Source organism: Streptomyces sp. NBC_00691, from assembly GCF_036226665.1.
Taxonomy (GTDB): Bacteria; Actinomycetota; Actinomycetes; order Streptomycetales; family Streptomycetaceae; genus Streptomyces.
Genome location: NZ_CP109007.1, coordinates 5,252,434 through 5,276,851, shown reverse-complemented (window position 1 = coordinate 5,276,851; position 24,418 = coordinate 5,252,434). Strand labels below are relative to the sequence as shown.

26 protein-coding genes and 1 pseudogene are annotated in these 24,418 nt (G+C 72.4%); 14 read left to right on the top strand and 13 right to left on the bottom strand.

The window, feature by feature from the left end:
- Positions 1-197: 197 nt before the first annotated feature.
- From OG392_RS24065 to OG392_RS24055, 4 genes and pseudogenes are all read right to left on the bottom strand, one after another.
- Positions 198-1,009 (bottom strand): annotated as a pseudogene (locus OG392_RS24065) (ABC transporter ATP-binding protein); the annotation flags it as partial.
- Between the two features lie 267 nt (positions 1,010-1,276).
- Complete coding sequence (locus tag OG392_RS37555) at positions 1,277-1,369, bottom strand: Ms4533A family Cys-rich leader peptide (RefSeq protein WP_443054857.1); 93 nt, start codon at positions 1,367-1,369, stop codon at positions 1,277-1,279.
- Entirely contained in the window at positions 1,366-2,748 is a 1,383-nt protein-coding gene (locus tag OG392_RS24060; RefSeq protein ID WP_329282770.1) for a DUF3152 domain-containing protein, read from the bottom strand. The genes OG392_RS37555 and OG392_RS24060 overlap by 4 nt, the downstream gene beginning before the upstream one ends.
- An 8-nt stretch (positions 2,749-2,756) precedes the next feature.
- Positions 2,757-3,725 (bottom strand): alpha/beta fold hydrolase, encoded by a 969-nt coding sequence (locus OG392_RS24055; RefSeq protein WP_329282768.1) that lies wholly within the window; start codon positions 3,723-3,725, stop codon positions 2,757-2,759.
- A gap of 141 nt (positions 3,726-3,866) precedes the next feature.
- Between OG392_RS24055 and OG392_RS24050 the strand changes: the two genes are divergently transcribed.
- From OG392_RS24050 to OG392_RS24035, 4 genes are all read left to right on the top strand, one after another.
- Entirely contained in the window at positions 3,867-4,082 is a 216-nt protein-coding gene (locus OG392_RS24050; RefSeq protein ID WP_329282766.1) for a hypothetical protein, read from the top strand.
- A 163-nt stretch (positions 4,083-4,245) separates the two neighbouring features.
- Positions 4,246-4,905: a TetR/AcrR family transcriptional regulator gene (locus tag OG392_RS24045; RefSeq protein WP_329282764.1), complete on the top strand. Its 660-nt coding sequence runs from the start codon at positions 4,246-4,248 to the stop codon at positions 4,903-4,905.
- Positions 4,906-5,031: 126 nt separating this feature from the next.
- On the top strand, positions 5,032-5,259 hold the full coding sequence (locus OG392_RS24040; RefSeq protein ID WP_030207540.1) for a DUF3107 domain-containing protein: 228 nt from the start codon (positions 5,032-5,034) through the stop codon (positions 5,257-5,259).
- A 201-nt stretch (positions 5,260-5,460) separates the two neighbouring features.
- Positions 5,461-5,730, top strand: a complete 270-nt coding sequence (locus OG392_RS24035) for a hypothetical protein (RefSeq protein WP_329282762.1) — start codon at positions 5,461-5,463, stop codon at positions 5,728-5,730.
- Between the two features lie 68 nt (positions 5,731-5,798).
- On the opposite strand, the gene OG392_RS24030 is transcribed toward OG392_RS24035, so the two are convergent.
- Positions 5,799-6,521, bottom strand: a complete 723-nt coding sequence (locus OG392_RS24030) for a ferritin-like fold-containing protein (protein ID WP_329282759.1) — start codon at positions 6,519-6,521, stop codon at positions 5,799-5,801.
- Positions 6,522-7,004: 483 nt separating this feature from the next.
- Here OG392_RS24030 and OG392_RS24025 point away from each other — a divergent pair, with 483 nt between their 5' ends.
- Positions 7,005-9,569 carry a DEAD/DEAH box helicase gene (locus OG392_RS24025; RefSeq protein ID WP_329282758.1) on the top strand — a complete coding sequence of 855 codons (2,565 nt, stop codon included), beginning with the start codon at positions 7,005-7,007 and terminating at the stop codon, positions 9,567-9,569.
- A 146-nt stretch (positions 9,570-9,715) separates the two neighbouring features.
- Positions 9,716-10,603: an alpha/beta fold hydrolase gene (locus OG392_RS24020; protein WP_329282756.1), complete on the top strand. Its 888-nt coding sequence runs from the start codon at positions 9,716-9,718 to the stop codon at positions 10,601-10,603.
- 48 nt (positions 10,604-10,651) lie between these two features.
- Here the strand turns inward: OG392_RS24020 and OG392_RS24015 are convergent, their stop codons facing one another.
- A complete protein-coding gene (locus OG392_RS24015; protein ID WP_329282754.1) occupies positions 10,652-11,581 on the bottom strand; it encodes an NYN domain-containing protein in 930 nt (309 codons plus the stop codon).
- Between the two features lie 175 nt (positions 11,582-11,756).
- Between OG392_RS24015 and OG392_RS24010 the strand changes: the two genes are divergently transcribed.
- Entirely contained in the window at positions 11,757-11,909 is a 153-nt protein-coding gene (locus tag OG392_RS24010; protein WP_086024648.1) for a hypothetical protein, read from the top strand.
- Between the two features lie 118 nt (positions 11,910-12,027).
- Here OG392_RS24010 and OG392_RS24005 read toward each other — a convergent pair whose 3' ends face one another.
- From OG392_RS24005 to OG392_RS23995, 3 genes are all read right to left on the bottom strand, one after another.
- Positions 12,028-12,633: a MarC family protein gene (locus OG392_RS24005; RefSeq protein WP_329282752.1), complete on the bottom strand. Its 606-nt coding sequence runs from the start codon at positions 12,631-12,633 to the stop codon at positions 12,028-12,030.
- Positions 12,634-12,918: 285 nt separating this feature from the next.
- A complete protein-coding gene (locus OG392_RS24000) occupies positions 12,919-13,782 on the bottom strand; it encodes a PHP domain-containing protein (RefSeq protein WP_329282748.1) in 864 nt (287 codons plus the stop codon).
- A 106-nt stretch (positions 13,783-13,888) separates the two neighbouring features.
- Positions 13,889-14,527 (bottom strand): DUF6758 family protein, encoded by a 639-nt coding sequence (locus OG392_RS23995; RefSeq protein ID WP_329282747.1) that lies wholly within the window; start codon positions 14,525-14,527, stop codon positions 13,889-13,891.
- 178 nt (positions 14,528-14,705) lie between these two features.
- Between OG392_RS23995 and OG392_RS23990 the strand changes: the two genes are divergently transcribed.
- Positions 14,706-15,935, top strand: coding sequence for an MFS transporter (locus OG392_RS23990; protein ID WP_329282745.1), 1,230 nt, complete (start codon positions 14,706-14,708; stop codon positions 15,933-15,935).
- An 81-nt stretch (positions 15,936-16,016) separates the two neighbouring features.
- Positions 16,017-16,259 carry a hypothetical protein gene (locus tag OG392_RS23985; protein ID WP_329282743.1) on the top strand — a complete coding sequence of 81 codons (243 nt, stop codon included), beginning with the start codon at positions 16,017-16,019 and terminating at the stop codon, positions 16,257-16,259.
- A 46-nt stretch (positions 16,260-16,305) separates the two neighbouring features.
- Here the strand turns inward: OG392_RS23985 and OG392_RS23980 are convergent, their stop codons facing one another.
- Complete coding sequence (locus tag OG392_RS23980) at positions 16,306-16,890, bottom strand: suppressor of fused domain protein (RefSeq protein ID WP_329282741.1); 585 nt, start codon at positions 16,888-16,890, stop codon at positions 16,306-16,308.
- Positions 16,891-17,317: 427 nt separating this feature from the next.
- On the opposite strand from OG392_RS23980, the gene OG392_RS23975 reads away from it, so the two are divergent.
- Both OG392_RS23975 and OG392_RS23970 read left to right on the top strand, forming a co-directional pair.
- On the top strand, positions 17,318-18,445 hold the full coding sequence (locus OG392_RS23975) for a magnesium and cobalt transport protein CorA (protein ID WP_329282739.1): 1,128 nt from the start codon (positions 17,318-17,320) through the stop codon (positions 18,443-18,445).
- An 87-nt stretch (positions 18,446-18,532) separates the two neighbouring features.
- Positions 18,533-19,042 carry a hypothetical protein gene (locus tag OG392_RS23970; protein ID WP_329282737.1) on the top strand — a complete coding sequence of 170 codons (510 nt, stop codon included), beginning with the start codon at positions 18,533-18,535 and terminating at the stop codon, positions 19,040-19,042.
- Between the two features lie 6 nt (positions 19,043-19,048).
- Here OG392_RS23970 and OG392_RS23965 read toward each other — a convergent pair whose 3' ends face one another.
- Entirely contained in the window at positions 19,049-19,807 is a 759-nt protein-coding gene (locus OG392_RS23965) for a hypothetical protein (protein ID WP_329282735.1), read from the bottom strand.
- A 272-nt stretch (positions 19,808-20,079) separates the two neighbouring features.
- Between OG392_RS23965 and OG392_RS23960 the strand changes: the two genes are divergently transcribed.
- The 3 genes from OG392_RS23960 to OG392_RS23950 are packed head-to-tail and all read left to right on the top strand — an operon-like array spanning position 20,080 to position 23,112.
- Complete coding sequence (locus OG392_RS23960; protein WP_329282733.1) at positions 20,080-21,363, top strand: magnesium transporter MgtE N-terminal domain-containing protein; 1,284 nt, start codon at positions 20,080-20,082, stop codon at positions 21,361-21,363.
- On the top strand, positions 21,353-21,934 hold the full coding sequence (locus OG392_RS23955; protein WP_329282730.1) for a DUF1003 domain-containing protein: 582 nt from the start codon (positions 21,353-21,355) through the stop codon (positions 21,932-21,934). The genes OG392_RS23960 and OG392_RS23955 overlap by 11 nt, the downstream gene beginning before the upstream one ends.
- A gap of 44 nt (positions 21,935-21,978) precedes the next feature.
- Positions 21,979-23,112 (top strand): Mrp/NBP35 family ATP-binding protein, encoded by a 1,134-nt coding sequence (locus OG392_RS23950; RefSeq protein WP_328942708.1) that lies wholly within the window; start codon positions 21,979-21,981, stop codon positions 23,110-23,112.
- A 98-nt stretch (positions 23,113-23,210) separates the two neighbouring features.
- Here OG392_RS23950 and OG392_RS23945 read toward each other — a convergent pair whose 3' ends face one another.
- Together OG392_RS23945 and OG392_RS23940 are read right to left on the bottom strand one after the other, a co-directional pair.
- Positions 23,211-23,837, bottom strand: coding sequence for a hypothetical protein (locus OG392_RS23945; protein ID WP_329282727.1), 627 nt, complete (start codon positions 23,835-23,837; stop codon positions 23,211-23,213).
- A gap of 74 nt (positions 23,838-23,911) precedes the next feature.
- Positions 23,912-24,379 carry a sec-independent translocase gene (locus tag OG392_RS23940; protein WP_329282725.1) on the bottom strand — a complete coding sequence of 156 codons (468 nt, stop codon included), beginning with the start codon at positions 24,377-24,379 and terminating at the stop codon, positions 23,912-23,914.
- Positions 24,380-24,418: the final 39 nt, after the last annotated feature.

Here is a 24,418-nt window from a genome sequence, read left to right as displayed (position 1 = left end):
CGCAGCGGGAAGAACGTAAGCGGAGATACCGGTGGTGCGGCGGACGGTTGTCCGTCGCACCACCAGAAGGGGTGAATGCACGTAACTTTCCCACCCCGGTAGCGTTCTGTCGCGGTACGCGCCAGAGCGGTCACGGAGGGTCAGGCGACGGCCAGCTCCTGGCGCCCTGCGCGGCGCAGTTCCCGGCGTTCCGTCGCGCGGACCGGGTCGAGCGAGGGGACGGCGGCGAGGAGCTGCCGGGTGTACGGGTCCCGCGGCGCGCCGTACACCTCGGCGACCGTGCCCTGCTCGACGATCCGGCCCGCGCGCATGACGGCGACCCGGTCGCTGACCTGCCGGACGACGGCGAGGTCGTGGGTCTCGCCCGCGTGGAGGGTGAGCGGGGCGCCTTCGACGGCGGTCACCGCCCTCGCTCCCCGTCGCCGCGGCTCGTGCAGCAGGTCGAGCATCTGGGCCTGCACGGTGACGTCGAGGGCGGTGGTCGGCTCGTCGGCGACGAGGAGCCGGGGCTCGCAGGCGAGGGCCATCGCGATCAGGGCGCGCTGCCGCGTGCCGCCGCTGAACTCGCGCGGGCGGGAGCGGGAACGGCGGGCCGCGTCGGGGATGCCGACCCGGCCGAGGACCTCGACGGCACGGGCGCGGGCGGCCCGCCGTCCAGCCGCCGGCGTGGACGCGGTACACCTCGGCGATCTGGTCGCCGACGGCGTGGTAGGGGTCGAGCGCGGACAGCGGGTCCTGGAAGACCATGGCGGCGACCCCGCCGCGGAGCCTCCGCAGCTCGCCGGGGCCCGCCGTGCCGACGTCGATGCCGCCGACCCGTACGGTCCCGCCGACCCGCGCGCCCGTGCCCCCGGTGGAGGCCGAGGAGGGCGCCGGCGGCGGTGGACTTGCCGCTGCCGGACTCGCCGACGAGGGCGAGGGCACGTCCTTCGCCGAGGGTGAAGGAGAGCCCGTCGACGGCCCGGTCGGCGTCCGCGGAGCGCGTGGACTCGACGGTGAGGTCCTGCACTTCGAGCCTAGGTCGACGGCGCTGACCGCGATGACGGGCGGGACGGCGCCGCGCAGCGCGTGACGGGTGACGAAAGGGAACTCCGCGCAGGCAGCGGCGAGCGGCGGCATCCGAGGGGAATGGCCGGGCACAGGAGATCAGAAGAGGGAGCCGCGCCTGCGGGAGAGGAACACCCGGGCGCGGAGAGTCGCCGGCATTACGGACAGGGCGACGGCCGACGGGCGCTCGGGCTGGGGGCCCGCCCGGGCCACGAGGCCCGGGCGGGAGTCAGCCACAGAGAACGTCGGCGACGGAGTGCCCGGCCACGCCGATGAGCGCCAGCTCGAAGGCGGCGCGATCGGAGAATGGGGCGGATCTCAACTCCCCGGGTGCACCCAGGGGTTGGGACGGCACTTGATTCCGTCGATGCTCAGGGACTTCGTCTGCTGCTGCATCACGGGCGCGAGCGCGCCGGGAGTGCCGCAGTTCACATGGCCGTGCCCCAGCCGGTGTCCGACCTCGTGGTTGATGAGCATCTGGCGGTACGCGAACATCGCCTTGGGCCCGAAGGTCTCCGAGCCCTGTGCCCAGCGGTACGCGTTGATCATCACGCGGTCCGTCTGCGCCGAGTCGCAGGACACGTTCTCGGCCAGGGTGTCGAGCCCTGACTTCGCACACCAGACGCCGGTGGTGCCGGGGCTGGCGAGGGTGATGACGAACTGGGGCTCCCCGCTGGAGATGCGCTCGAAGGTCATCTCGCCCTTGCCGGCCCAACTGCGGGAGTCGTTGAGGGTCTTGAACACCGCAGTGGCGAAGAGGTTCTGGTCGAGACCGAGCCCCTCCTCGACGTCGATCCGGTAGCGGACCAGATTCCCCTTGCCGGGCGCCTTCTGGAAGCCGGGCACGGCGCCGAACTTGCCGGAGCCCTTCAGCTTCGGGTCGATCGGGTACTGGCGGGCGATCAGCTGCTCGTACGTCGGGGGCGGCGGGGTCGGGGCCGGTGCGGCCGGGCTCGACGGGGTGTCCCGCTCGTCGGAACGGGAGGCGGAGGTGTCGTCCGAGGCCCGCTCGTCGGGCTGTCCGGCGGCGTGGGCGGCGCCCTGGGCCTCGTCCTGGTCGGCGACCTGTCCGGTGACGACGACGGCGAGGACCGTGGCGACGGCGGCGGCCGCGACCCCGGTGAGGGTGCGGCCGAGGCCGCCCCTGCCGGCCGGCTCGTCGGCCTCGGGGAGGGTCTCGCGGCGCGGGCCGGGGATGAACGGCGCCCGGCGGGCGGCCTGTTCGGTTCCGTCGGTGCGGGGGGTGTCGTGCCGTGGGGCGTACGACCTCGGCGCGGAGCCCTCCTCGTGCTGCGGATGCCCGCCCCGTACGGCCGAGCCGCCGTAGACGGGGACGCCGTGCGCGGGGGTCCCGAGGGCCGCGTGCGCCCCGGTGTCGTGGACCCCGCCGCCGTGGACGGGGACACCGTGCGCGGAGGTCCCGTACATCGGAGTGCCGTGCGCCGGAGTCCCGTACGCCGGGGTCCCGTGCGTCGGGGTCCCGTGCGCGGGGGTCCCGTACATCGGGGTCCCGTGCGCCGGGGTACCCGCCGGGTCCTGGCCCCCGCCGCCCGTGGTCCTGCGGCGGCGTCCCGTGCCGCCGCCCTGCGGCGGGCGGCCCGCCTGCGTGCCCGCCGCCGCGGGCGGGGCCTGTGCGGCCACCGGCTGTTGTCCGGTGTCGGCCACCGAGGGCGCGGAGCCCTTGCGACTATGTCGTCCCACGCCCCGGATCAGCTCCCGCCGTGATCGGCGATCAGGTCCCGGGCGGCCTGGGCGACCGTCTCGGGGTACTCCATCATCGCCACGTGCCCCGCCTCGGGAAGGGTCAGCAGGCGCGAGCCGCGGAAGGCCGCGGCGGCCTTACGGGCCATCCGGTACGAGACGAGCTGGTCGCGCCCACCGTAGACGAGGAGCGTCGGTGCGAGAACCCGTTCGGCCTGGCGCCACAGTCCGTGCTGGCCGCCGAGCGTGTACGCGTCGACGATGCCGCGCGAGGAGCGCGCCATGGCGTCCCAGAAGTAGGGGAGCTCGAGGCGCCGCTCCATCTCCTCCACGGCGTGCAGCAGACCCTCGTCGGTGACCCGGCCGGGGTCCCCGTAACAGAGCGAGAGGACACCGCGGACGCGCTGCTCGGGCGTCCAGTCCTTCGTGAGCTTCGCGAACGCCGAGGCGACACCGGGCATCGCGAGCAGCACCGTGGGCCAGGCCGTGCGCTGGGCGCGCAGCTCGGGCAGCGCCGGCGAGACGAGGGTGAGGGTGCGGACCAGGTCGGGGCGCGCCGCGGCGACGCGGGTGGCGACGGCGCCGCCCAGCGAGTTGCCGAAGAGATGGACAGGTCCGCGACTCGTGGAGTCGAGGAGCCGGATGACGGCGCGCGCGTGTCCGGAGACCGAGTAGTTGCCGTCGTCGGGCGGCGGTGAGTCGCCGAAGCCGGGCAGGTCGACCGCCTCGCCGTCGACGAGGTCCGCGAGCAGCGGCATCAGGGCGGACCAGTTCTGCGAGGAACCGCCGAGGCCGTGGACGTACAACGCGGGCGGCAGTCCGGGCTCGACGCCCGGCCGGGCCCGCACGGTGAGGGTGAGTCCGGGCAGCGAGACGGAGCGGAGCTCCTCGCCGTCGGCGACCCGTACGGCGCGCGCGGTGCGCGACGCGGAGGGCGCGGCGGCGGTCCGGGTTTCCGGCAGCTCGGTCGACGACATGGCCGCAATATTACGAGACGATCACGCGCGCGGACGTGTGGGTGCCGTCACAGGTGCGTGTGCGGCGAGCCGCGTGTGCTCCTAGGCTCGGAGAGAGGGCCATCGGAGAGGACCGCGACCCGCAGCTCCGGAAGGAACCTCATGACTGTCGATCCGAGCGAGCCGGACACATTCGCCGAGGAAGAGGACGTCGTGCTGGACCAGGAGATCCCGGAGGCCGACGCTGCCGAGCAGCACACGGAACTGCAGCAACGCGAGGACGAACCGCTCACCCATGTCGAGCGCGACTCGGCGAACGAGGCGGACTCGAGCGAACAGGCGCGGGTCGTCGCCCAGGACGAGGACGACTACCGCTGACCGGACGACTACCGCTGATTTGTTCGGTTTAATCTTGAATCGACTGTCGACCCGGACGTCCGGTCCGTGAAATTCTGCGTCCGCAGCGCGCACAGCCGGGTTACCCAAAAGTACGATGGCGACGCGCGCGACAGCGTGCATGGATCGATTTTTGGGAGGCCGCGTGAGCGCCATCGAGCAGACAGAGGCAGCACGCCCTCGGGGCACGCGCCTGCCGCGACGTGCCCGACGGAACCAGCTCCTCGGCGCCGCCCAGGAGGTCTTCGTCGCCCAGGGGTACCACTCCGCGGCGATGGACGACATCGCCGAGCGCGCGGGCGTCAGCAAGCCGGTGCTCTACCAGCACTTCCCCGGGAAGCTGGAGCTCTACCTGGCCCTGCTCGACCAGCACTGCGAGTCCCTCCTCCTGGCGGTGCGCACGGCCCTGGCCTCCACCACCGACAACAAGCTGCGTGTGGCGGCCACGATGGACGCCTACTTCGCCTACGTCGAGGACGAGGGCGGCGCCTTCCGGCTCGTCTTCGAGTCCGACCTGACCAACGAGCCCGCCGTGCGCGAGCGCGTGGACCGGGTGAGCCTGCAGTGCGCCGAGGCGATCTCCGACGTCATCGCCGAGGACACCGGTCTCTCCAAGGACGAGTCGATGCTGCTCGCCGTGGGACTCGGCGGCGTCTCCCAGGTCGTGGCCCGCTACTGGCTGTCGAGCGGGTCCTCGATCCCCCGCGACAAGGCGGTCGGACTGCTGACCTCGCTCGCCTGGCGCGGCATCGCCGGCTTCCCGCTGCACGCGGTGGACGGCCAGCTGAGCGCCGAGGGTCACTGAGCACTCCCGCGGGCTGTTCGCTCCTGGCGTGCGCCGGCTGAGCCGTACGCGTCCCCTCACCGGGCTAATGTGTGCAGCGTACGGCGCGGTATTCGCGCAACGCTGACCGTTCGGAGGGACATAGCCGTGGAGGTCAAGATCGGCGTGCAGCACGCACCCCGGGAGATCGTTCTGGAGAGCGGGCAGTCCGCCGAGGAGGTGGAGCGCGCCGTGGCCGACGCACTGGCCGGCAAGGCGCAGCTGCTCAGCCTCTCGGACGAGAAGGGCCGCAAGATCCTCATCCCGGCCGAGAAGATCGCGTATGTGGAGCTCGGCGAGCCCGCCGTGCGCCGCGTGGGCTTCGGCGCGCTCTGAGCCCGGGATCTGCGTGAAGGGCCCGGCGGACCGTCTCGGTCCGCCGGGCCCTTCGTCATGCGGGCGCGCGCGTCCCCGCCATGCCCTCGTATGTCCGAATGACCACGTCAGGGCGTACGGGAGGATTGCGTTCCGGAGCCCTGGGGTAGGAGGGTTCTCGACCGCACCACCCGCCCCGCACCCCTCGCGAGGTGATTCGTTGTGTTCCTGGAAGCCTTCGGCTCCGCCCTGCTCGGTTTCGCACTGGCCTGGGCCGCCGTGCACCGGCTGCCCGACCGCCTCCCCGTCCGGGTGATCGTCCTCGTCACCGGGACGCTGGGCGCCGTCTTCGGCGCGCTCGTCACCCACGGAGCCCTCGGCCCCGGCCACTTCCTCGCCACCCTGATCGGTGCGGTGGCGGTGGCGGCGGTACTGCTCTCGCTGCTGATCCGGCCGGCCTCGCGCAGGCTGCGGCGATCAGCGGCGGCGTGAACAGCGCCGCACGCCCCCTTCCCGCACGACGGCGACGCCTTCGCACGGGAACGTCATCGTAGGGTGACTCAGGCGGCCAGACCCAGCGCGGCCATGCGCTTGGTGTGGGCCTCGGTGATCCGGGAGAACATCCTGCCGACCTCGGCCAGGTCGAAGCCGTCGGCGACACCGCCGACCAGCATGGTCGACAGCGCGTCGCGCTCGGCGACCACACGCTGGGCCTGCGAGAGCGCCTCGCCCATGAGACGGCGCGCCCAGAGCGCGAGCCGGCCGCCGACGCGCGGGTCGGCGTCGATCGCGGCGCGGACCTTCTCGACGGCGAAGTTGCCGTGGCCGGTGTCGTCGAGCACCGAGACGACGAGGCCCCGGGTGTCGGAGTCGAGGCGGGCCGCGACCTCCCGGTAGAAGTCACTGGCGATCGAGTCGCCGACGTACGCCTTGACCAGGCCCTCCAGCCAGTCCGACGGCGCGGTCTGGCGGTGGAAGTCGTCGAGCGCCTTGGCGAAGGGCTCCATGGCCGCGGTCGGCTCGGCGTCGACGGCGGCGAGGCGGTCGCGCAGCCGCTCGAAGTGGTGGAACTCGGCGGAGGCCATCTTCGCCAGCTCCGCCTTGTCCGCCAGGGTCGGCGCCAGCTTGGCGTCCTCGGCGAGCCGTTCGAAGGCCGCGAGCTCTCCGTAGGCGAGGGCTCCGAGGAGGTCGATCACGGCGGCGCGGTACTGCGGCTCGGCGGAAGCCGCCGCCCAGTCCTTGGCTGCGATCCCGGTGGGTGTGGCGTTGTCAGGCGTCTCCATGGAGCGCACAATAGCCCGCTCGGGCACCGGGGGAAGGCGCTGGTCAGTCAGTGTGACCGTGCCCTCATCACCATTTCTCCCAACACACATGCGCGATTCCGGGGTACAGTGATAAGGCGCCTGCTGAGTATGCGGACATGCTTTCGCACGTTCGGACGTATCCGGTGGGCCGACGCATGAATGAGGATGCCCGGTCGGTGGCCCGATCGGCTCCGGCCCGACAGCCCTTCCGGCGGACCCGCGGAAGGGTCACCTCAGCGGTACGACGCTCGAGCGACGGCAGTGGTCCCGTGCCACCCGGCAGCGATCCCCCGGATCGCGCCGGCAGTTCCCGGCACGGTACGACCCCCTTCGTTCGCCTCGCACCGCGTCCACAGAAGAGGCAGCACCCTGACTACGACTTTCCGAGACCTCGGAATCCTTCCCGAGACGGCCGAAGCCCTTGAGGCCGTCGGCATCGTCACCCCCTTCCCCATCCAGGAGATGACCCTCCCGGTCGCCCTGACCGGCACCGACGTCATCGGCCAGGCCAAGACCGGCACCGGCAAGACCCTCGGTTTCGGTCTGCCGATCCTGGAGCGCGTCACCGTCCCCATGGACGTCGAGGCCGGCCGGGCGAAGCCCGAGCAGCTGACCGACGCCCCGCAGGCGCTCGTCGTCGTCCCCACCCGCGAGCTGTGCCAGCAGGTCACCAACGACCTGCTCACCGCCGGCAAGGTGCGCAACGTCCGGGTGCTCGCCATCTACGGCGGCCGGGCGTACGAGCCCCAGGTCGAGGCCCTGAAGAAGGGCGTCGACGTCATCGTCGGCACCCCCGGCCGTCTGCTCGACCTGGCCGGTCAGCGCAAGCTCGACCTGTCCCACGTCAAGGTCCTCGTCCTGGACGAGGCCGACGAGATGCTCGACCTGGGCTTCCTGCCCGACGTCGAGAAGATCATCAACATGCTTCCGGCGAAGCGTCAGACCATGCTGTTCTCGGCGACCATGCCGGGCGCGGTCATCGGCCTGGCCCGCCGCTACATGTCGCAGCCGACGCACATCCGCGCCACCTCGCCCGACGGCGAGGGCGCGACCGTCGCCAACATCAAGCAGCACGTCTACCGCGCGCACAACATGGACAAGCCGGAGATGGTCTCCCGCATCCTGCAGGCCAACGGCCGCGGGCTCGCGATGATCTTCTGCCGCACCAAGCGCACGGCGGCCGACATCGCCGAGCAGCTGGAGCGCCGCGGCTTCGCCTCCGGCGCCGTCCACGGCGACCTCGGCCAGGGCGCCCGCGAGCAGGCGCTGCGCGCCTTCCGCAACGGCAAGGTCGACGTGCTCGTCTGCACCGACGTCGCCGCCCGGGGCATCGACGTCGAGGGCGTCACGCACGTCATCAACTACCAGTCCCCCGAGGACGAGAAGACCTTCCTGCACCGCGTGGGCCGCACCGGCCGCGCGGGCAACAAGGGCACGGCGGTGACGCTGGTCGACTGGGACGACATCCCGCGCTGGCAGCTCATCAACAAGGCCCTCGAACTGGACTTCCACGACCCGGTCGAGACGTACTCCTCGTCCCCGCACCTCTTCGAGGAGCTGGATATCCCGGCGGGCACCAAGGGCGTCCTGCCCCGCGCCGAGCGGACCCGTGCGGGTCTGGGCGCGGAGGAGCTGGAGGACCTGGGCGAGCCCGGCGGACGCCGTGCCCGCGGCCCCAAGAACGACCGGACCGAGCGGGCCGAGCGGACCGAGGAGCGCCCCGAGCGGACGCGGACCCCGCGTCAGCGCCGGCGTACCCGTGGCGGCGAGGTCGACGCCCCGGTGTCGGCGCCCGTCGCGGCTCCGGCCGTCGAGGCCGCGCCGGTGACGGACGAGGCGCAGGCCGAGTCCGGCCCGCGTACCCCGCGCCGCCGCCGTCGCACCCGCGTCGGCGCCCCGGGCTCGGCGCCGGTGGCCCAGGCCGTCCAGGCGGCTCCGGCCGCCCAGGCCGCGCCCGCTCCGGTCGCCGAGGCCGCTCCGGCGCCCGTGGCCGCCGCTCCGGTCGTCGAGACCCCGGTCGCCGAGCCGAGGACTCCCCGCCGCCGTGGCCGTACGGCCGCCCGCCCGGAGGCCGTGAAGGCCGCGCCCGCCGCCCCGGCCCCCGTGGCCCAGGAGCAGGCTCCGGCCCCGCGCCGTCGCCGTGCGCGACTGCGCCCGGTCGAGGACACCGTGTCGTTCCAGACCGTGGAGACCGCCGCTGCCGCCCTGCGTGCCGCGCCGCTCGCCCCGGTCGCCGAGACCGCTCCGGCCCCGGTCGAGGAGCCGAAGGCGCCGGCCCGTCGCCGTACGGCGAAGAAGGCCGTCACGCAGCCGGTCGCCGAGACCGTCGTCGCCGCTCCGGTGGTGGCGGAGCCGGTCGTGACCGCTGTCGCGACCGTGGAGCCCGTCGTCGAGGCCGCTCCGGCGGTCACGGCCGAGGTTCCCGCGCCGCGCCGTCGCCGTGTGGTGCGCAAGGCCGCCGGTTCTCCGGTGACCTCCGCCCCGGTCGTCGAGGCCGTCGTCGAGCCGGCGCCCGTGCCGGTCGTCGAGGAGGAGCCGAAGAAGCCCGCGCGTCGCCGTGTGGTCCGCAAGGCCGCCGGTTCGCCGGCCACGGCCACCGAGGCCGCGACGGTCATCGTCACGACCGCGGTCACCAAGGCCGCTCCGGCCGTCGTCGAGGCTCCCGTCGTGAAGGCCGCTCCGGCCGTCGCCGAGGCCCCGGTCGCCGAGGCCCCGGTCGAGGAGCCGAAGAAGGCTCCCCGTCGCCGCGCCGCCAAGAAGGCCGTGGCGGAGCCGGTCGCCGAGACCGCCGCCGCCGTCGAGGCTCCGGCCGCCGAGGAGGCCCCCAAGGCTCCCCGTCGCCGCGCCGCCAAGAAGGCCGTCGCCGCCGAGGCGCCCGACGCCTCGGAGCCGAAGACGCCGACCCGTCGCCGTACGACGAAGAAGGCCGCCGCGGAGCCGGTCGCCGAGGCCGTCGAGGCCGAGGCCCCGAAGGCCCCGCGCCGTCGCACCACCAAGAAGGCGGCGGCCGCTCAGCCCGAGAGCTGATCCCGCCCGCCCTCATGACCGCGGCCCGGCCCCTCCCCAGGGGCCGGGCCGCGGTCGTACCCCCGGAAGCGGCCGCCGCGGGGGGGGGGGGGGGGGGGGGCAGGGGCTCCCGGGCCGGTCCCGCCGGGCGCGGTTACAGTCCAGACATGAGCAAGCCCCGGTCCCTCGTCCTGCCGCCCGGCACCCGTGCCCATCACCTCGTGACCGCGCGCGGCGACTTCGCCGTGCTCGACACCGGGCCCCGGGGCGAGCGGCGCGGGACGGTGCTGCTGCTGCCGGGATACACCGGCAGCAAGGAGGACTTCCTGGCGCTGCTCGGCCCGCTGAGCGAGGCCGGTTACCGGGCCGTGGCGGTGGACGGTCGCGGGCAGTACCAGTCCCCCGGCCCCCGCGGCCGGGCCGGCTACCGCCGCAGGGCGCTCGCGCTCGACGCGGTGGCACAGGCCTCGGCGCTCGGCGACGGCCCGGTCCATCTGCTCGGCCACTCGTTCGGCGGCCTGGTGGCCCGCGCGGCCGCCTCGCTCGCCCCCGCCGCCTTCCGTTCCCTCACCCTGCTCTCCTCGGGCCCCGGCCGGGTGGCCAGGCCGCAGCGCGTCCGGGTGCGGGTGCTGCGCGTCGCCCTCGCGTTCCTGCCGAAGGAGCGGGTGTGGCAGGCGATGTGCTGGCTCGACAGCCGGGGCGAGGAGCCGGACACGGACGACGCGCCGCAGCTCGCGGGCTTCCTGCGACGGCGCTGGATGCGCACCCGGATCGCGCAACTCGCGGGCGCGGGGCGGCTGCTGCTCAGCCGTCAGGACGGTACGGAGGAGCTCGCCGGACTGCGGATGCCGCTGCACATCGCGTACGGGGCGGACGAGATGGTCTGGCCGACGGCCGCGCTCGCGGCGACGGCGGCCCGTACGGGCGCGCACCACACGGTGGTGGCGGGCGCCGGGCACTCCCCCAACGTGTCGCACCCGCAGGAGCTGACGGACCGCCTCACCGGCTTCTGGGAACGGACGCCGGCTCCCGCCGGCGTCGGCACCGCCCGCTGACCACGGCCCCCGCCGGGTCGCCGCCGGCCTCGCGGGCGCGGGCGGCCGTCAGAACTGCCCCTTGAGGTGCTGCCAGAAGCCGTCCCGCAGGGCGCGCCGGAGGGCGGCGTGGCCGCGCAGCGAGCGGCTGAGGAGGCGCTCCGCCTCGACGAGCAGGTCCTGGTCGACGGGCCCCGGCAGGTAGGGCGCGCCCGGCAGGAGTTCGGCGAGCCGGTCCCGGCCGCGTTCGCCGAGCCAGGTCGCGGCGATCTGGGCGCCGACGAACCGCACCTCCTCGCGGGACGGCGGCGGCTCGCCCTCGTTCTCGTACGTGGTGACGGGGCGGCGGGTGACGTACGGGCGGCAGAAGTCGAGCTCGAAGGTGCGCTGGCTGTCGACCTCCCAGAGGAGGGCCTCGGCCTGGTTGCGGCCCTCGGCGGCCTCGATGCCCCAGAGGTGGACGCGGGCGCCGTACCCCTGGGCGGCTTCGACGGCCGACACGAGGTCCTCGTCGCCGCCGACGAGGGCGGCGTCGCTGATGGCGCGGTGGCGGGCGAGGGACTCCAGATCGGTGCGGATCAGGGAGTCGACGCCCTTCTGCTGGTTGTTGGCGTTGAGGTTGCCGAGGCGCACCTTCACGTCGGGCAGCTCGGCGATGGCCTGCTGCTCGGGGGTGTGGATGCGGCGTCTGGCGCCGTCGTACCAGTAGACGCGGAGGAGTCTGCTGTCGGCGAAGATCGTGCGGGCCTTGTCGATGAAGGCCTCGATGAGGCCCTCGGCGTCGAGGTCGAAGGAGCGCCGGTCCTCGGTTCCCGTCACCAGCAACCCGGCCGCAGCATGGACGTAACCCGCGTCGACGAAGATGGCGTGGGTGGAGGGGGTCTTGGCGACCTCGGCCAGCATCCGCTGGAGGAGCTCATTGGTGCGCTCCAGGCGCACGTCGAGTGCGCGCAGTCGGGCGTCGGTCTCGGTCACCTGAGTGGTGTCTGCGTCGTTCATACGGGGCTCATTGTCCGCCGCACGGGGCCCCGCCGCCACACCCTCCTACCCGCTAGTAGTTAGACATCCGAAAATTTTCCTTAGCGTAAGGAATGTTTGCAGGATGCATGTCGTTGGACCCATACGTAACGCAGTTCTCCACCAGGAGGATCAACTCAGACGAAGGGAGAAGCCTGTGCGCTTCGAAATCCTGCGACTTGACGACATCGACGGCACGCCCGTCGACCGGACCGTCGTGGACGCCGCCTCCGTCAACCGGATCGTGCAGCAGGCCGCCTCGATCGGCCAGCGCATCTGGATCCGCCCCGCCGAGACCTCGGCCTCGTAACAGGCCCGGTCCACACCACGCACCGCGCCCCCGCACGGACTTCGCAAGAGCGGAATCCGTACGGGGGCGCAGTGGTGTCCGGGGCGGGGCGCACCGCTGGGCGCGCGCCCCCGGCGCCTCAGGCGTTCTGGATCACCTGGGTGACGCCGTTGATGATCTGCTGCACCGCGATGGCGGAGAGCATCATGCCGGCGAGCCGGGTGACCAGGACGACGCCGCCGTCCTTGATGACCCGGATGATCAGCAGCGAGTACCGCATGGTCAGCCAGAGCACGATGTGCATGGCGACGATGGCGGCCCAGACGGAGACCTGCGCGGCCGCGCCGTCGGCGTTCTGGACGGCCAGGATGACCGAGACGATCGCTCCGGGACCGGCGAGCAGGGGCATGCCGAGCGGGACCAGGGCGACGTTGACGTCCTTGGTCTGCTGGGGCTCGTCGGTCTTGCCGGTGAGCAGGTCGAGCGCGATGAGCAGCAGCAGAAGGCCGCCCGCGATCATCAGCGCGGGGACGGAGACGTGCAGGTAGTCCAGGATCTGCTGGCCGAGCAGACCGAAGACGGTGATGACACCGAACGCCACGGCGACGGCCTGCCAGGCCATCCGGCGCTGCACCTTGGCGGCCCGGCCGGAGGTGAGGGCGAGGAAGATCGGCGTGATCCCGGGGGGATCCATGATCACGAAGAGGGTCAGGAACAGCGAGCCGAAGACGGCGACGTCGAACACGGTGGGGTGCCTTGCGGGAGAGGTCGAACGGTGGGGTGTGGCCCCGGCGGGCGGAATGCGGGATTCCGGCGGCAGGGCAGGAAGAGCGCCGCCCCGGGGCACGGCACGGAGCCGTGAGGGGGCGGACCAGGAGGAGGGAAGCCACTCGACGGGCGCGGGACGGACCGCACGGCCCGCATCCGGACACGGGGCGGGGCACGCGGCGCGGCGGTCCTCCCGGCCGGACGGCCGGGGGACGGGTCCCGCGGAACGGGTCCGGGCTCCGTGGAGCCCGGCAGCCGAAGGCTAGGAGGCGGGTCCTCCCGCGCCGGGGACCGGGAAGGCCCCCGCGGCGCGGCGGGTGATCTCGCCGTAGATCTCGGGATCGGTCGTGTACTCGCCCAGGCGGCAGGTCTTGCGGCTGCCGTGGTAGTCGCTGGAGCCGGTGGTCAGCAGACCGAGCTCCTTCGCGAGCCCGCGCAGCCGTGCCCGCGTCGCCTCGTCGTGGTCCATGTGGTCGACCTCGATGCCGTCGAGTCCGGCCTCGGCGAGGCGGGCTATCGAGGCCTCGGGCAGCACCTGGCCGCGCTTGACGGCGAGCGGGTGCGCGAAGACGGTGACGCCGCCGGCCGCCTTCACCAGGCGGATGGCGTCGACGGGGTCGAGCTCGTGCTTGCCGACGTGCGCCCGGCCGCCGTCGGCGAGCCACTCGGGCGTGAACGCCCCGGACACGTCCGGCACGACCCCGAGCTCGACAAGCGCCTCGGCGACGTGCGGGCGGCCCACGGAGCCGTCGCCGGCGATGCGGGCGACCTGGTCCCAGGTGACGGGGACGCCGAGCTCCTGGAGCTTGCCGACCATGGCACGCGCGCGCGGGACCCGGTCGTCGCGGACGAGTTCGCGCTCGGCGAGGAGTACGGGCTCCGCGGGGTCGAAGAGGTACGCGAGCAGGTGCAGGCCGATGCCGTCGGTCCGGCAGGACAGCTCGGCCCCGGTGACGAGGGTCAGCCCCTCGGGCAGGGCCGCGATCGCCTCGGCGTGGCCCCGGGTGGTGTCGTGATCCGTCAGCGCGACGACGTCGAGCCCGGCGGCGGCCGCATTGCGGACGAGTTCGGCCGGGGAGTCCGTACCGTCGGAGGCCGTGGAGTGGGTGTGCAGGTCGATGCGCACGACGCGGTACTCCAGGACTTCGGCACGGACGAGGGACGCTCCAGCATAACGGGCGAATCGAACACGCCCCTACGGAAAGGAGCCTGCCGGACCGGTCGGCGGCGCGTCAGCTCAGCAGCCTCGGCGTCAGCGCTCCGCACGGCAGGAGTTCGACCTCGGCGCCCGCGTCGCGCAGGTCCGTCAGGACCAGCTCGTCGTACATCAGGAGGCCGGACTGCTCGGGCCAGACGATCGCCCACAGCCAGAGGCCGCGCGCCTCCCCCGCGAAGACCGCGCGGTCCTGCGGGGCGCCGCTGACGTGCCAGAGCGGGGTCGGGCGTCCGGCGGCGAGGACCTTCGTCTGCGGGGGTCTGTCGATGGCCATGCCCGCGCCGGGATCGGGGCCGTCGATGCCGGCGTACCGGGCGCCGAGGCCGACGCCGAGCTCCTCGGCGACCAGGAGCAGCTCGCCGATGCCGCCGAGCGGTCCGGGTCCCGAGCAGGCGACGGCGGTCGCGCGTCCGCCGCTGCGGTCGTCACCGGCGTACGCGACTCCGGTGAAGAGCCAGCCGACGGGCAGGGGCCACGGCATCCACACCGGCACGTGGGACCGGTGCACCACCACACCGAGGGCCTCGACGCTGGGCGGGATCACGGGCTGGAGCGGGTGCACCGAGCCGTGCACGACGCACTGCCAGGAGTCGGCGAAGAGCCCGGGCGCCCTGACCCGGCCACCACACTTCGGACAACTGGGTTCGCCCCTCATAGGGCTCAACGGTCCTACCACCGGAGCCCCGCGTCAAGGACGATCACCGACGATCACCCGTCCGGACCGTGGCGTTCACCCCCCGCCACCCGCAGATATAGATGTAGTTTGCACTCATTAGCTTCTCTAACTTATTCTGTGCATAGAGCACCCATCTCGACGCGGAGGAGCGGAACCCATGGAGAGAGCAGAAGAGAACGCCGGCGGAGGCAGCCTCCTGCGTCAGCCACCGGCCGTCTGGGCCACCGCCGGCGCGTCCGTCGTCGCCTTCATGGGCATCGGCCTCGTCGACCCGATCCTGCCGTCGATCGCCCAGGGCCTCGACGCGACGCCCAGTCAGGTCTCGCTGCTCTTCACCTCGTACTTCCTCATCACCGCCGTCGCGATGCTGGTGACCGGATTCGTCTCCAGCCGCATCGGGGGACGCCGGACCCTGCTCGCCGGACTCGCGCTCGTCGTCGTCTTCGCCGCTCTCGCCGGCACCTCGGACTCCGTCGGCGCGCTCGTCGGCTTCCGGGCGGGCTGGGGACTCGGCAACGCGCTCTTCGTCTCGACCTCGCTCGCCGTGATCGTGGGCGCCGCGGCCGGCGGCAGCGCGGCCGCGATCCTGCTCTACGAGTCGGCGCTCGGCCTCGGCATGGCCTGCGGACCGCTGCTCGGCGCCCTGCTCGGCGACGCCAGCTGGCGCTACCCCTTCTTCGGCACGGCCGCGCTGATGGCGATCGGCTTCCTGTGCATCGCGGTCTTCCTCAGGGAGCAGCCGAAACCGGCCCGCCGGACCTCGCTGCTCGACCCGATCCGGGCGCTGGGCCACGGCGGCCTCGCCTCGGCCGCGGCGGCCGCGTTCTTCTACAACTACGCCTTCTTCACGGTGCTCGCCTTCACTCCGTTCGTGCTGGACATGACGCCGTACAAGTCCGGCGCGGTGTTCTTCGCCTGGGGTGTCCTGCTCGCCGTCTTCTCGGTCCTGGTCGCGCCCCGGCTCCAGCGGCGCTTCGGCTCGCTCACCGTCCTCGGCGGCTCACTGGTGCTGCTCGCGGTCGACGTGGTGGTCCTCGGGTACGGCGATCACACGACCGCGATCGTCTGCACGGTCCTGTCGGGCGCGTTCATCGGCGTCAACAACACCGTCTTCACCGAACTGGCCCTCGGCGTCTCGGACGCCCCGCGCCCGGTGGCCAGCGCGGGCTACAACTTCGTCCGCTGGTTCGCCGCGGCCGCCGCTCCGTACTTCGCCCCGAAGATCGAGGAGTGGAGCGACGTCCACATGCCGTTCGTGGTGGCGGGCGCGGCCGCGGCGCTCGGCGCCGTGGTCGTCCGGGTCCGCCGCGAGGCGCTCACCCTCGAGGCCGCGGAACTGGCCCCGAAGCACGCCGCGGAGGACGGCGTCGGGGTCTTCGCCGACTGACCGTCCCGCCGCGGCCCGTTTGCCGCGGGAAGCTCGGGCAAGACGGAGTCCATGAGAGGCATCGACTCCGTCATAAGAACCGTGGCCCGCGTCCTCGCGGGCATCCTGGTCGTCTGGATCGTCCTGGACCTGCTCGACGCCAACCGGGGAAACACCGTGGTCGGCTGGTTCCGCGAGGCCGCGGACTGGCTCGCCGGCTGGTCGATCGGGCTCTTCGACGTCTCCCAGCACGCCCTTCAGGTGCTGCTCGACTACGGCATTCCGGCGATCGTCTACGTGCTGATCGCCCATCTCGTGGCCAGCAGGACCGTCGCCCGGACCTGACCCGGGGAAGCCGGGCGGCCGGAACGCCTGCCGGCCCCGGGGGCCGTCAGTCCAGAGGTACGGACCTGCGCAGTGGATCGCGCAGGTCCGTACCCTGCGTCAGCCAGCGCTCCTCCAGGGCCTGCGCCCCGTGGACCCGCTTCCACGCCGCCTCGTTCGAGGTCATCGGGAGCAGCGGCAGGAACCGCACCGGGTCCATCGGCTCGTCGAGCTCCAGGTCCTCGACCAGACCGCCGGACTCCGCCACCAGGACCGAGCTGAAGGCGGCGCCCGGCCAGAGCGGGTCGCCGACGTCGAGCGAGGCGCCCGGCGCCACGACGACGCCCTCGACCTGCGGGGCAGCGGCGAGCACCGCGAGCGGGCGCAGCACCTTGTCGGTGTCGGCGAGGCCGGCCCGTACGGTCAGGACGAGCTCGGCGCGCGGTCCCTTGACCGGATCGGCGAGCGCGGCGGTCGGATCGGACATCGGCTGTGCGGACATGCCGAGGGTCGCGTACCGCACGAGGTCGCCGTCGGCGAAGCGGAGCACCTCGATCCGGTCCGTGCCGAGAAACGTCACCGCGGCGCGCGCGTCCGGTTCTCCGAGTGCCGTCCGCAACCGGGCCTCGACCAGAGCAAGAACTTCTCCCATGTCTTGAGCATAAAGCGCGTATGGAACGGGCAAAGGAAGGGATTGACCCTCAGTCGGCTGATAGTCTTGGCCGCTGGTCGGGAGTCCCGAACTCCCGACTACTCGTCACACGTCATCCCTCACGAGGGACCGGCCGGAGGAGGTGGGGCTGCGATGGACCGAAGTCGATCGGGCAGTACCAGCCGCTCTTCCGCCCCGCACCCGAGCCCGGTGCGTACGTACTTCCGGTGATTCCCGGCCCGTCCCCGTACGGCCCCGCCTCTCCGGCATCTCGCACGACGGAAGAGCATCTCGCCTTTGCCTGTCTGTAGCGAACGCCGTCACCGCGATCTCTCGGTGCCGCCCGCTTTGTGGACGACGTAGCTCCACGTCCCCATTCCGGGCTGTTCCACGCTCGCCGACGGCTTCTCCGTGAAGGAGCATGCCCATGTCGATGATCCGTGACCTGCGCGCCGCCGTCCGTCCGAGCCTGCGGCACCCCCTGCGCAAGACCCCCACCACGTACACCTCGTACGACCCCACCCGCGACCACACGGCCTCCAGTGCCGTGGTCGACTGCGCCGTCTACCGCGACGGACGCCGCGTCGACGACCGCGAGTGCCTCACCCCGCGCGGCGCCATGAGCCGGGTCCGGGAGAACGGCGGCTTCGCCTGGATCGGCCTGCACGAGCCGACCGAGGCCGAATTCGCCGGTATCGCGGCCGAGTTCGGGCTGCACCCGCTCGCCGTGGAGGACGCCGTCCACGCCCACCAGCGGCCCAAGCTGGAGCGGTACGACGACACCCTCTTCACCGTGTTCAAGACGATCCACTACGTCGAGCACGCCGCGCTCACCGCGACCAGCGAGGTCGTCGAGACCGGCGAGGTCATGTGCTTCACCGGCCCCGACTTCGTCATCACCGTCCGGCACGGCGGCCAGGGCTCCCTGCGCAACCTCCGGCACCGCCTCCAGGGCGAGCCCGAACTGCTCGCCAAAGGGCCCTCGGCGGTGCTGCACGCCCTCTCCGACCACGTCGTCGACGGCTACATCGCGGTCGCCGACGCGGTCGAACTCGACATCGACCAGCTGGAGATCGACGTCTTCTCGCCGGCCGCGAAGGGTTCGACCCGCGGTACGGACACCGGCCGGATCTATCAGCTGAAGCGCGAGGTGCTGGAGTTCAAGCGGGCCGTCACGCCACTGCTCCGCCCGATGCAGCTGCTCTCCGAGCGGCCGATGCGGCTGGTCGACCCCGACATCCAGAAGTACTTCCGGGACGTCGCCGACCACCTCGCGCGCGTGCAGGAGCAGGTCGTCGGCTTCGACGAGCTGCTCAACTCGATCCTCCAGGCCAACCTGGCGCAGGCGACCGTCGCGCAGAACGAGGACATGCGCAAGATCACCTCGTGGGCGGCGATCGTCGCCGTCCCCACGGCGGTCTGCGGCGTGTACGGCATGAACTTCGACCACATGCCCGAGCTGCACTGGAAGTACGGCTACCCGATGGTGCTCACCGGCATCGTCGCGATCTGCTTCACCATCCACCGCACGCTGAAGCGCAACGGCTGGCTGTGACCCTCGGGGGCCGGGGCCTGTCGTCACCCTTCCGTCCGCCCTCCGGGCGAGGACGGAAGGGTGACGACAGGCCCTAGGCTTCGGGCCATGACTGAAGAGCTGATCGGGTCCGCCCTCGTCGAGGAGGCCACCAAGAAGTCCGGCCTGGTGTGGGTCCGCGGCACCGGCCCCGCCCGCGCGCTCTGGCACGTCTGGTCCGACGGCGCAGCGTTCGTCGTCGGCGACGGCCCCGGCGAACAGCCGCTGCCGGGACTGGTCGACGGCGGGACGGCCGAGGTCACGGTCCGCAGCAAGGACAAGGGCGGCCGTCTCGTCGCCTGGACGGCCGCCGTGCGCGAGATCGCGCACGGCACCGAGGAGTGGGACGCGGCGGTCGCCGAGCTGAAGGGCAAGCGGCTCAACGCGCCCGACGGCGAGGCCATGACGGCCCGCTGGGGGCGCGAGTGCCGGGTCCTGCGGCTCGACCCCCGCTCCTCGACCACGGAGCTGCCGGACGGCTCCCTGGCGGCCGTCCCGCTGCCCTCGGCGGCCACGACCAGCGACCCGGTGCCGTCCGGTCTCCCGAAGCTGCTGCTCAAGCGCCGCAAGCGACGCTGAACGGGATCAGGTCCTGGGCAGCTGCTTGCCGTAGTCGAGGGTCTCTTCCTTCGACGGCTCGGTGAGCGGGAAGTCCTTGTTCCACTCGGAGAGCACCACCAGGCCCGCTCCCCCGCCCCGCGCGAACTGCACCGGGTACGGGTCGCCCTGCAGCGACACGTCGAGGGTGCCGCCCTCGCCGTCCGCGCCGCCCTTGACCTTGATCGTGCGGACCCCGCCGATCTGGTCCCGGTCGCCCTTGACCTTCTCGCCGTGGAGCCCGGTCAGCCCGGCGAGCAGCAGGTCCATCTCGGTGAAGCCGCGCAGCTGCTTGTACGCGGGGTCGCCCTGCGGCACCTTCACGTACTTGTCGTCGAGCTTGTCGGCGGCCTCGGCGTCCGCCTCCGTCGGCTTGTCGCCGTCCTTGGTCTCGTGGGACCAGAAGCCCGCGTCCGCCTTCAGATAGAGCGCCTCGCCGATTCGCAGCAGCTCGAACGTGCTGTTCTTCGTCGTCACCGAGCCGCTCGCGCCGTCCTGCTTGAGGCGCATGTTCAGCTTGAAGGTGTCGCCCTTGCTGACCAGGGTGCCGGAGAGCCGTACCGCCTTCGCGGTGTCCGCGGCGGTCCGCGCCTTGCCCTCGATCTCGGCCGCGGACAGCCTTCCGACCCCGTTGGTCCCCTCGTCGGGATCAGCGGCGCAGGCCGTGAGCCCCGCTGTCAGGCCGGCGCAGAGCGCGAGCGGCACGACGGCCCGGTGGATACGCGACGACGCGGCACGAACGGCCATCAGCGCTGCCTCTCATGTCGTGGGGGACACGGACCGCGGCCCGTACGGGCGGGGGACCCGGGGCGGCGGCCTTCTGTTCTGCCAGTTCCGCCGGGCGGGAGGGCCGGCGTGCCGGTGGGGACGGCAGACCGCAGCGTACCCGGGACGGGTCAGCCGCCCGTCAGCAGCCGTACGGAGGCGCTGCCGGGGCGGTGCGGAACGGCACGGGCTAGCCTGAACCCGGCAAAGCTCGGCAGTGACTCGAATCGTGCGACACCGAGGAGGCGCGTGGCATGGCGGCAGGCGCCCCCCGGATCTTCGTCTCCCACCTCGCCGGAGTCCCGGTCTTCGACCCCGTCGGCGACCAGGTCGGCCGGGTCAGCGACCTGGTGGCCATGCTGCGGGTCGGCCGCAGACCGCCGAGACTGCTCGGCATGGTCGTGGAGGTCCTCAGCCGCCGCCGGGTCTTCGTCCCGATGACCCGGATCACGGGCGTGGAGTCCGGCCAGGTCATCACGACCGGTGTGGTCAACATGCGCCGCTTCGAGCCGCGCCCCACCGAGCGTCTCGTCCTCGGCGAGCTCCTCGACCGGCGCGTCCGTCTGGTGGGGCCCGGCGGACGGGAGGGCGAGGAGGTCACCGTCCTCGACGTCGCCATCCAGCAGCTGCCCGCCCGCCGCGACTGGGAGATCGACAAGGTCTTCGTCCGCAAGGGGAAGGGCGGGGTGCTGAGCCGCAAGGGCGAGACGCTGACCGTCGAGTGGTCGGGCGTCACCGGCTTCTCCCTGGAGGAGCACGGGCAGGGCGCCGAGAACCTGGTCGCCACCTTCGAGAAGCTGCGCCCCGCCGACCTCGCCAACGCGCTGCACCACCTCCCGCCCAAGCGGCGTGTCGAGGTGGCCGCCGCGCTCGACGACGACCGGCTGGCCGACGTCCTCGAAGAGCTGCCGGAGGACGACCAGATCGAGATCCTCGGCAAGCTGAAGGAGGAGCGCGCGGCCGACGTCCTGGAGGCGATGGACCCGGACGACGCGGCCGACCTGCTGTCCGAGCTGCCGGAGGAGGACAAGGAACGGCTGCTGACGCTGATGCAGCCGGACGACGCCGCCGACGTACGACGTCTCCTGGCGTACGAGGAGCGCACGGCGGGCGGTCTGATGACGACCGAGCCGATCGTGCTGCGGCCGGACGCCACGGTCGCTGACGCGCTGGCCCGGGTCCGCCAGCAGGACCTGTCACCGGCGCTGGCCGCGCAGGTGTACGTGTGCCGGCCGCCGGACGAGACGCCGACGGGCAAGTACCTGGGCACCGTGCACTTCCAGCGGCTCCTTCGCGATCCGCCGTTCACCCTGGTCAGCTCGCTCGTGGACAGCGATCTGCCGCCGCTCGGCCCGGACACCCCGCTGCCGGCCGTGACCAGCTATCTCGCCGCGTACAACATGGTCGCCGCGCCCGTGGTGGACGAGAGCGGCTCACTGCTGGGCGCGGTCACCGTCGACGACGTGCTCGACCATCTGCTGCCGGAGGACTGGCGCGAGACCGAGTTCCACGAGGAGGGAGCCGGGCATGGCGGCTGAGCGCACACACGACCGCGAGCGGGAGCGGGACCGTGAACGGGAGCGCGACCGGCCGGCGCCCCGCATCCGGCTCGACCTGCCGCGCGAGCGGCGGGCGCGGTTCCTCCCGGAGTACGACCCCGAGGCCTTCGGACGCATGTCGGAGCGGATCGCGCGCTTCCTCGGCACGGGCCGGTTCCTCGTCTGGATGACCCTGACGATCATCGTCTGGGTCCTGTGGAACATCTTCGCGCCGGGCCCGCTCAAGTTCGACGAGTACCCGTTCATCTTCCTGACGCTCGCGCTGTCCCTCCAGGCCTCGTACGCGGCCCCGCTGATCCTGCTCGCGCAGAACCGGCAGGACGACCGGGACCGGGTCAACCTCGAACAGGACAGGAAGCAGAACGAGCGGTCGATCGCGGACACCGAGTACCTCACCCGGGAGATCGCGGCGCTGCGGATGGGCCTCGGCGAGGTGGCCACCCGCGACTGGATCCGCTCGGAACTCCAGGACCTGATCAAGGAGCTGGAGGAGCGCCGGGATCTATTCCCGTCGGCCGACTCCCGGGGAAGTGACGTACCCGACCGTTGACAGGCCTTTCATGGGCCGGTGGTCGGCGCCGTACCATCGTCGGTATGGCTATGGAAGACGCGGTGCTCGAAGCACTGGCGACGGTGAACGACCCCGAGATCAACAAACCGATCACTGAGCTCGGCATGGTCAAGTCGGTGGAGATCGAACCGGACGGCAAGGTCGCCGTCACGGTCTACCTGACCGTCTCCGGCTGCCCGATGCGCGAGACCATCACCCAGCGGGTGACCGAGGCCGTCTCCGGCGTCGAGGGCGTCACGGGCGTCGACGTCTCGCTGGACGTGATGAGCGACGAGCAGCGCAAGGAGCTCGCGGCGGCGCTGCGCGGCACGAGCGCCGAGCGCGAGGTGCCGTTCGCGAAGCCGGGCTCGCTGACCCGGGTGTACGCGGTCGCCTCCGGCAAGGGTGGCGTCGGCAAGTCGTCCGTCACCGTGAACCTGGCCGCGGCGATGGCCGCCGACGGTCTGAAGGTCGGCGTCGTCGACGCCGACATCTACGGCCACAGCGTGCCGCGGATGCTGGGCGCGGACGGCCGTCCGACGCAGGTCGAGAACATGATCATGCCGCCGTCGGCGAACGGCGTGAAGGTCATCTCCATCGGCATGTTCACCCCGGGCAACGCGCCGGTGGTGTGGCGCGGTCCGATGCTGCACCGCGCGCTCCAGCAGTTCCTCGCGGACGTGTACTGGGGAGACCTGGACGTCCTCCTGCTCGACCTGCCCCCGGGCACCGGCGACATCGCGATCTCGGTCGCGCAGCTCGTGCCGAACGCGGAGATCCTGGTCGTCACCACGCCGCAGCAGGCGGCGGCCGAGGTCGCCGAGCGGGCCGGCTCCATCGCCGTCCAGACCCACCAGAAGATCGTCGGTGTCGTCGAGAACATGGCGGGCCTGCCGTGCCCGCACTGCGACGAGATGGTCGACGTGTTCGGCACGGGCGGCGGCCAGCGGGTCGCCGACGGTCTGACGCAGACCACGGGCGCGACGGTCCCGGTCCTCGGCTCGATCCCGATCGACGTACGGCTCCGCGAGGGCGGCGACGAGGGCAGGCCGGTCGTCCTCTCCGACCCGGACTCCCCGGCGGGCGCGGCCCTCCGCGCGATCGCCGGCAAGCTCGGCGGCCGCCAGCGCGGCCTCTCGGGCATGAGCCTGGGCATCACCCCGCGCAACAAGTTCTGAGGCTGTGACGAAGGGCGCCCCCTCGGGGGCGCCCTTCGTCATGCCGTCAGACGTACGCGTCTCTTCGTGCCGTCAGGCGTACGCGTCTTCTCGTGCCGTCAGGCGTACGCGTCGAGGTCCTTGATCTGGGCGAACCCGAGACCGTACGCGCTCATCCCACGCCCGTACGCCCCGATGTGCACCCCCGCCGCCGACCCCGCGAGCACCCACCCGAACTCCGACTCGCGGTAGTGGAAGGGCACCGGCACCCCGTCCACCGGCAGCGAGAGCGTCGACCACTCCGCCCCGTCGAGGTCGTCGGCCAGCTCGAACGCCGTCTCGGTCTGCTGGTCCAGCCAGTTGTCCCGCGTCGCGTGGTCCAGCGAGGCGGGCCAGGTGTGGACGAGCAGCCCCGAGCCGGCCAGCCAGGCCGCCGAGGACACGGTGGTGGCGTCGAGGACGCCCGTGCCGTCACCGGTCCGCCGGACCGGGCTCGCGGCCACCGTCACGACGACCGCGAACCGCTCCTTCTCCGCGCCGCTCGCGTCCGTCTTTATCGACGGCGTGTCTCCGTGCCCGGTCGAACCGTGCTGCACGCTGCCGTCCGCCGCCGTGCCCACCTGCATCAGCCAGCGAGGCCCGGTGAACGCCTCGTCCAGGCCGTACCAGGCGAAGGGTGCGCGCAGGTAGCTCTCGGCGGTCCGCCGGGCCAGGGGTACGCCCTCCACCCGACTCGTGGTCTCCATCGTGGCCGCCTCCTCGTTCCGTCAACAGAGGGAGGATAGCCACCGGGACGCGTCGGGTCGGTGACAGCCCGTCGTCAGGTCGCGTCGGAGTCGTACGGAGGACGCTCCGGGGTGTCCGGCTTGTCCTGCTTCTTCAGCAGGTCCGGGGTCCCGTTGACGGCGGTGACGGCGGCGGCGGAAGCACCCGCCGACGGCGAGCCGTTGACGGCCGGGGCGCGGCCGTGGACCGCGTCGGCGACGTCGTTCATCTCCTTCTTGAGGTCGAAGCTGCCCCGCAGCTCCTTGAGGTCCCGGAGGTCCTCGTTCTGCTCCATCTGCTTGCGGAGGAACGTCTTCGGGTTGAGGTCCTCGAACTCGAAGTCCTTGAACTCCGGACCCAGCTCGCTGCGGATGTCCTCCTTCGCGCTGTCCGAGAAGTCGCGGACCTTCCGGATGAAGCGCGAGACGTCCTGGATGACCTTCGGGAGCTTGTCCGGCCCGAAGACGAGCACGGCGAGGACGACGAGCGTCACCAGCTCGAGTGCGCCTATGTCGCTGAACACCTAGTAGCTCCTTCGTGCCGGTCAAGGGCCCGGTCCAAG

Bases quoted from the DNA above. Each gene is read 5' to 3' on its own strand.
- OG392_RS24055 (WP_329282768.1), bottom strand. From the start codon at position 3,725: ATGTCGTCGACCGAGCTGCCGGAAACCCGGACCGCCGCCGCGCCCTCC.
- OG392_RS24050 (WP_329282766.1), top strand. From the start codon at position 3,867: ATGACTGTCGATCCGAGCGAGCCGGACACATTCGCCGAGGAAGAGGAC.
- OG392_RS24030 (WP_329282759.1), bottom strand. From the start codon at position 6,521: ATGGAGACGCCTGACAACGCCACACCCACCGGGATCGCAGCCAAGGAC.
- OG392_RS24025 (WP_329282758.1), top strand. From the start codon at position 7,005: ATGACCCTCCCGGTCGCCCTGACCGGCACCGACGTCATCGGCCAGGCC.
- OG392_RS24020 (WP_329282756.1), top strand. From the start codon at position 9,716: ATGAGCAAGCCCCGGTCCCTCGTCCTGCCGCCCGGCACCCGTGCCCAT.
- OG392_RS24015 (WP_329282754.1), bottom strand. From the start codon at position 11,581: ATGAACGACGCAGACACCACTCAGGTGACCGAGACCGACGCCCGACTG.
- OG392_RS23995 (WP_329282747.1), bottom strand. From the start codon at position 14,527: ATGAGGGGCGAACCCAGTTGTCCGAAGTGTGGTGGCCGGGTCAGGGCG.
- OG392_RS23990 (WP_329282745.1), top strand. From the start codon at position 14,706: ATGGAGAGAGCAGAAGAGAACGCCGGCGGAGGCAGCCTCCTGCGTCAG.
- OG392_RS23980 (WP_329282741.1), bottom strand. From the start codon at position 16,890: ATGGGAGAAGTTCTTGCTCTGGTCGAGGCCCGGTTGCGGACGGCACTC.
- OG392_RS23975 (WP_329282739.1), top strand. From the start codon at position 17,318: ATGTCGATGATCCGTGACCTGCGCGCCGCCGTCCGTCCGAGCCTGCGG.
- OG392_RS23970 (WP_329282737.1), top strand. From the start codon at position 18,533: ATGACTGAAGAGCTGATCGGGTCCGCCCTCGTCGAGGAGGCCACCAAG.
- OG392_RS23965 (WP_329282735.1), bottom strand. From the start codon at position 19,807: ATGGCCGTTCGTGCCGCGTCGTCGCGTATCCACCGGGCCGTCGTGCCG.
- OG392_RS23960 (WP_329282733.1), top strand. From the start codon at position 20,080: ATGGCGGCAGGCGCCCCCCGGATCTTCGTCTCCCACCTCGCCGGAGTC.
- OG392_RS23955 (WP_329282730.1), top strand. From the start codon at position 21,353: ATGGCGGCTGAGCGCACACACGACCGCGAGCGGGAGCGGGACCGTGAA.
- OG392_RS23950 (WP_328942708.1), top strand. From the start codon at position 21,979: ATGGCTATGGAAGACGCGGTGCTCGAAGCACTGGCGACGGTGAACGAC.
- OG392_RS23945 (WP_329282727.1), bottom strand. From the start codon at position 23,837: ATGGAGACCACGAGTCGGGTGGAGGGCGTACCCCTGGCCCGGCGGACC.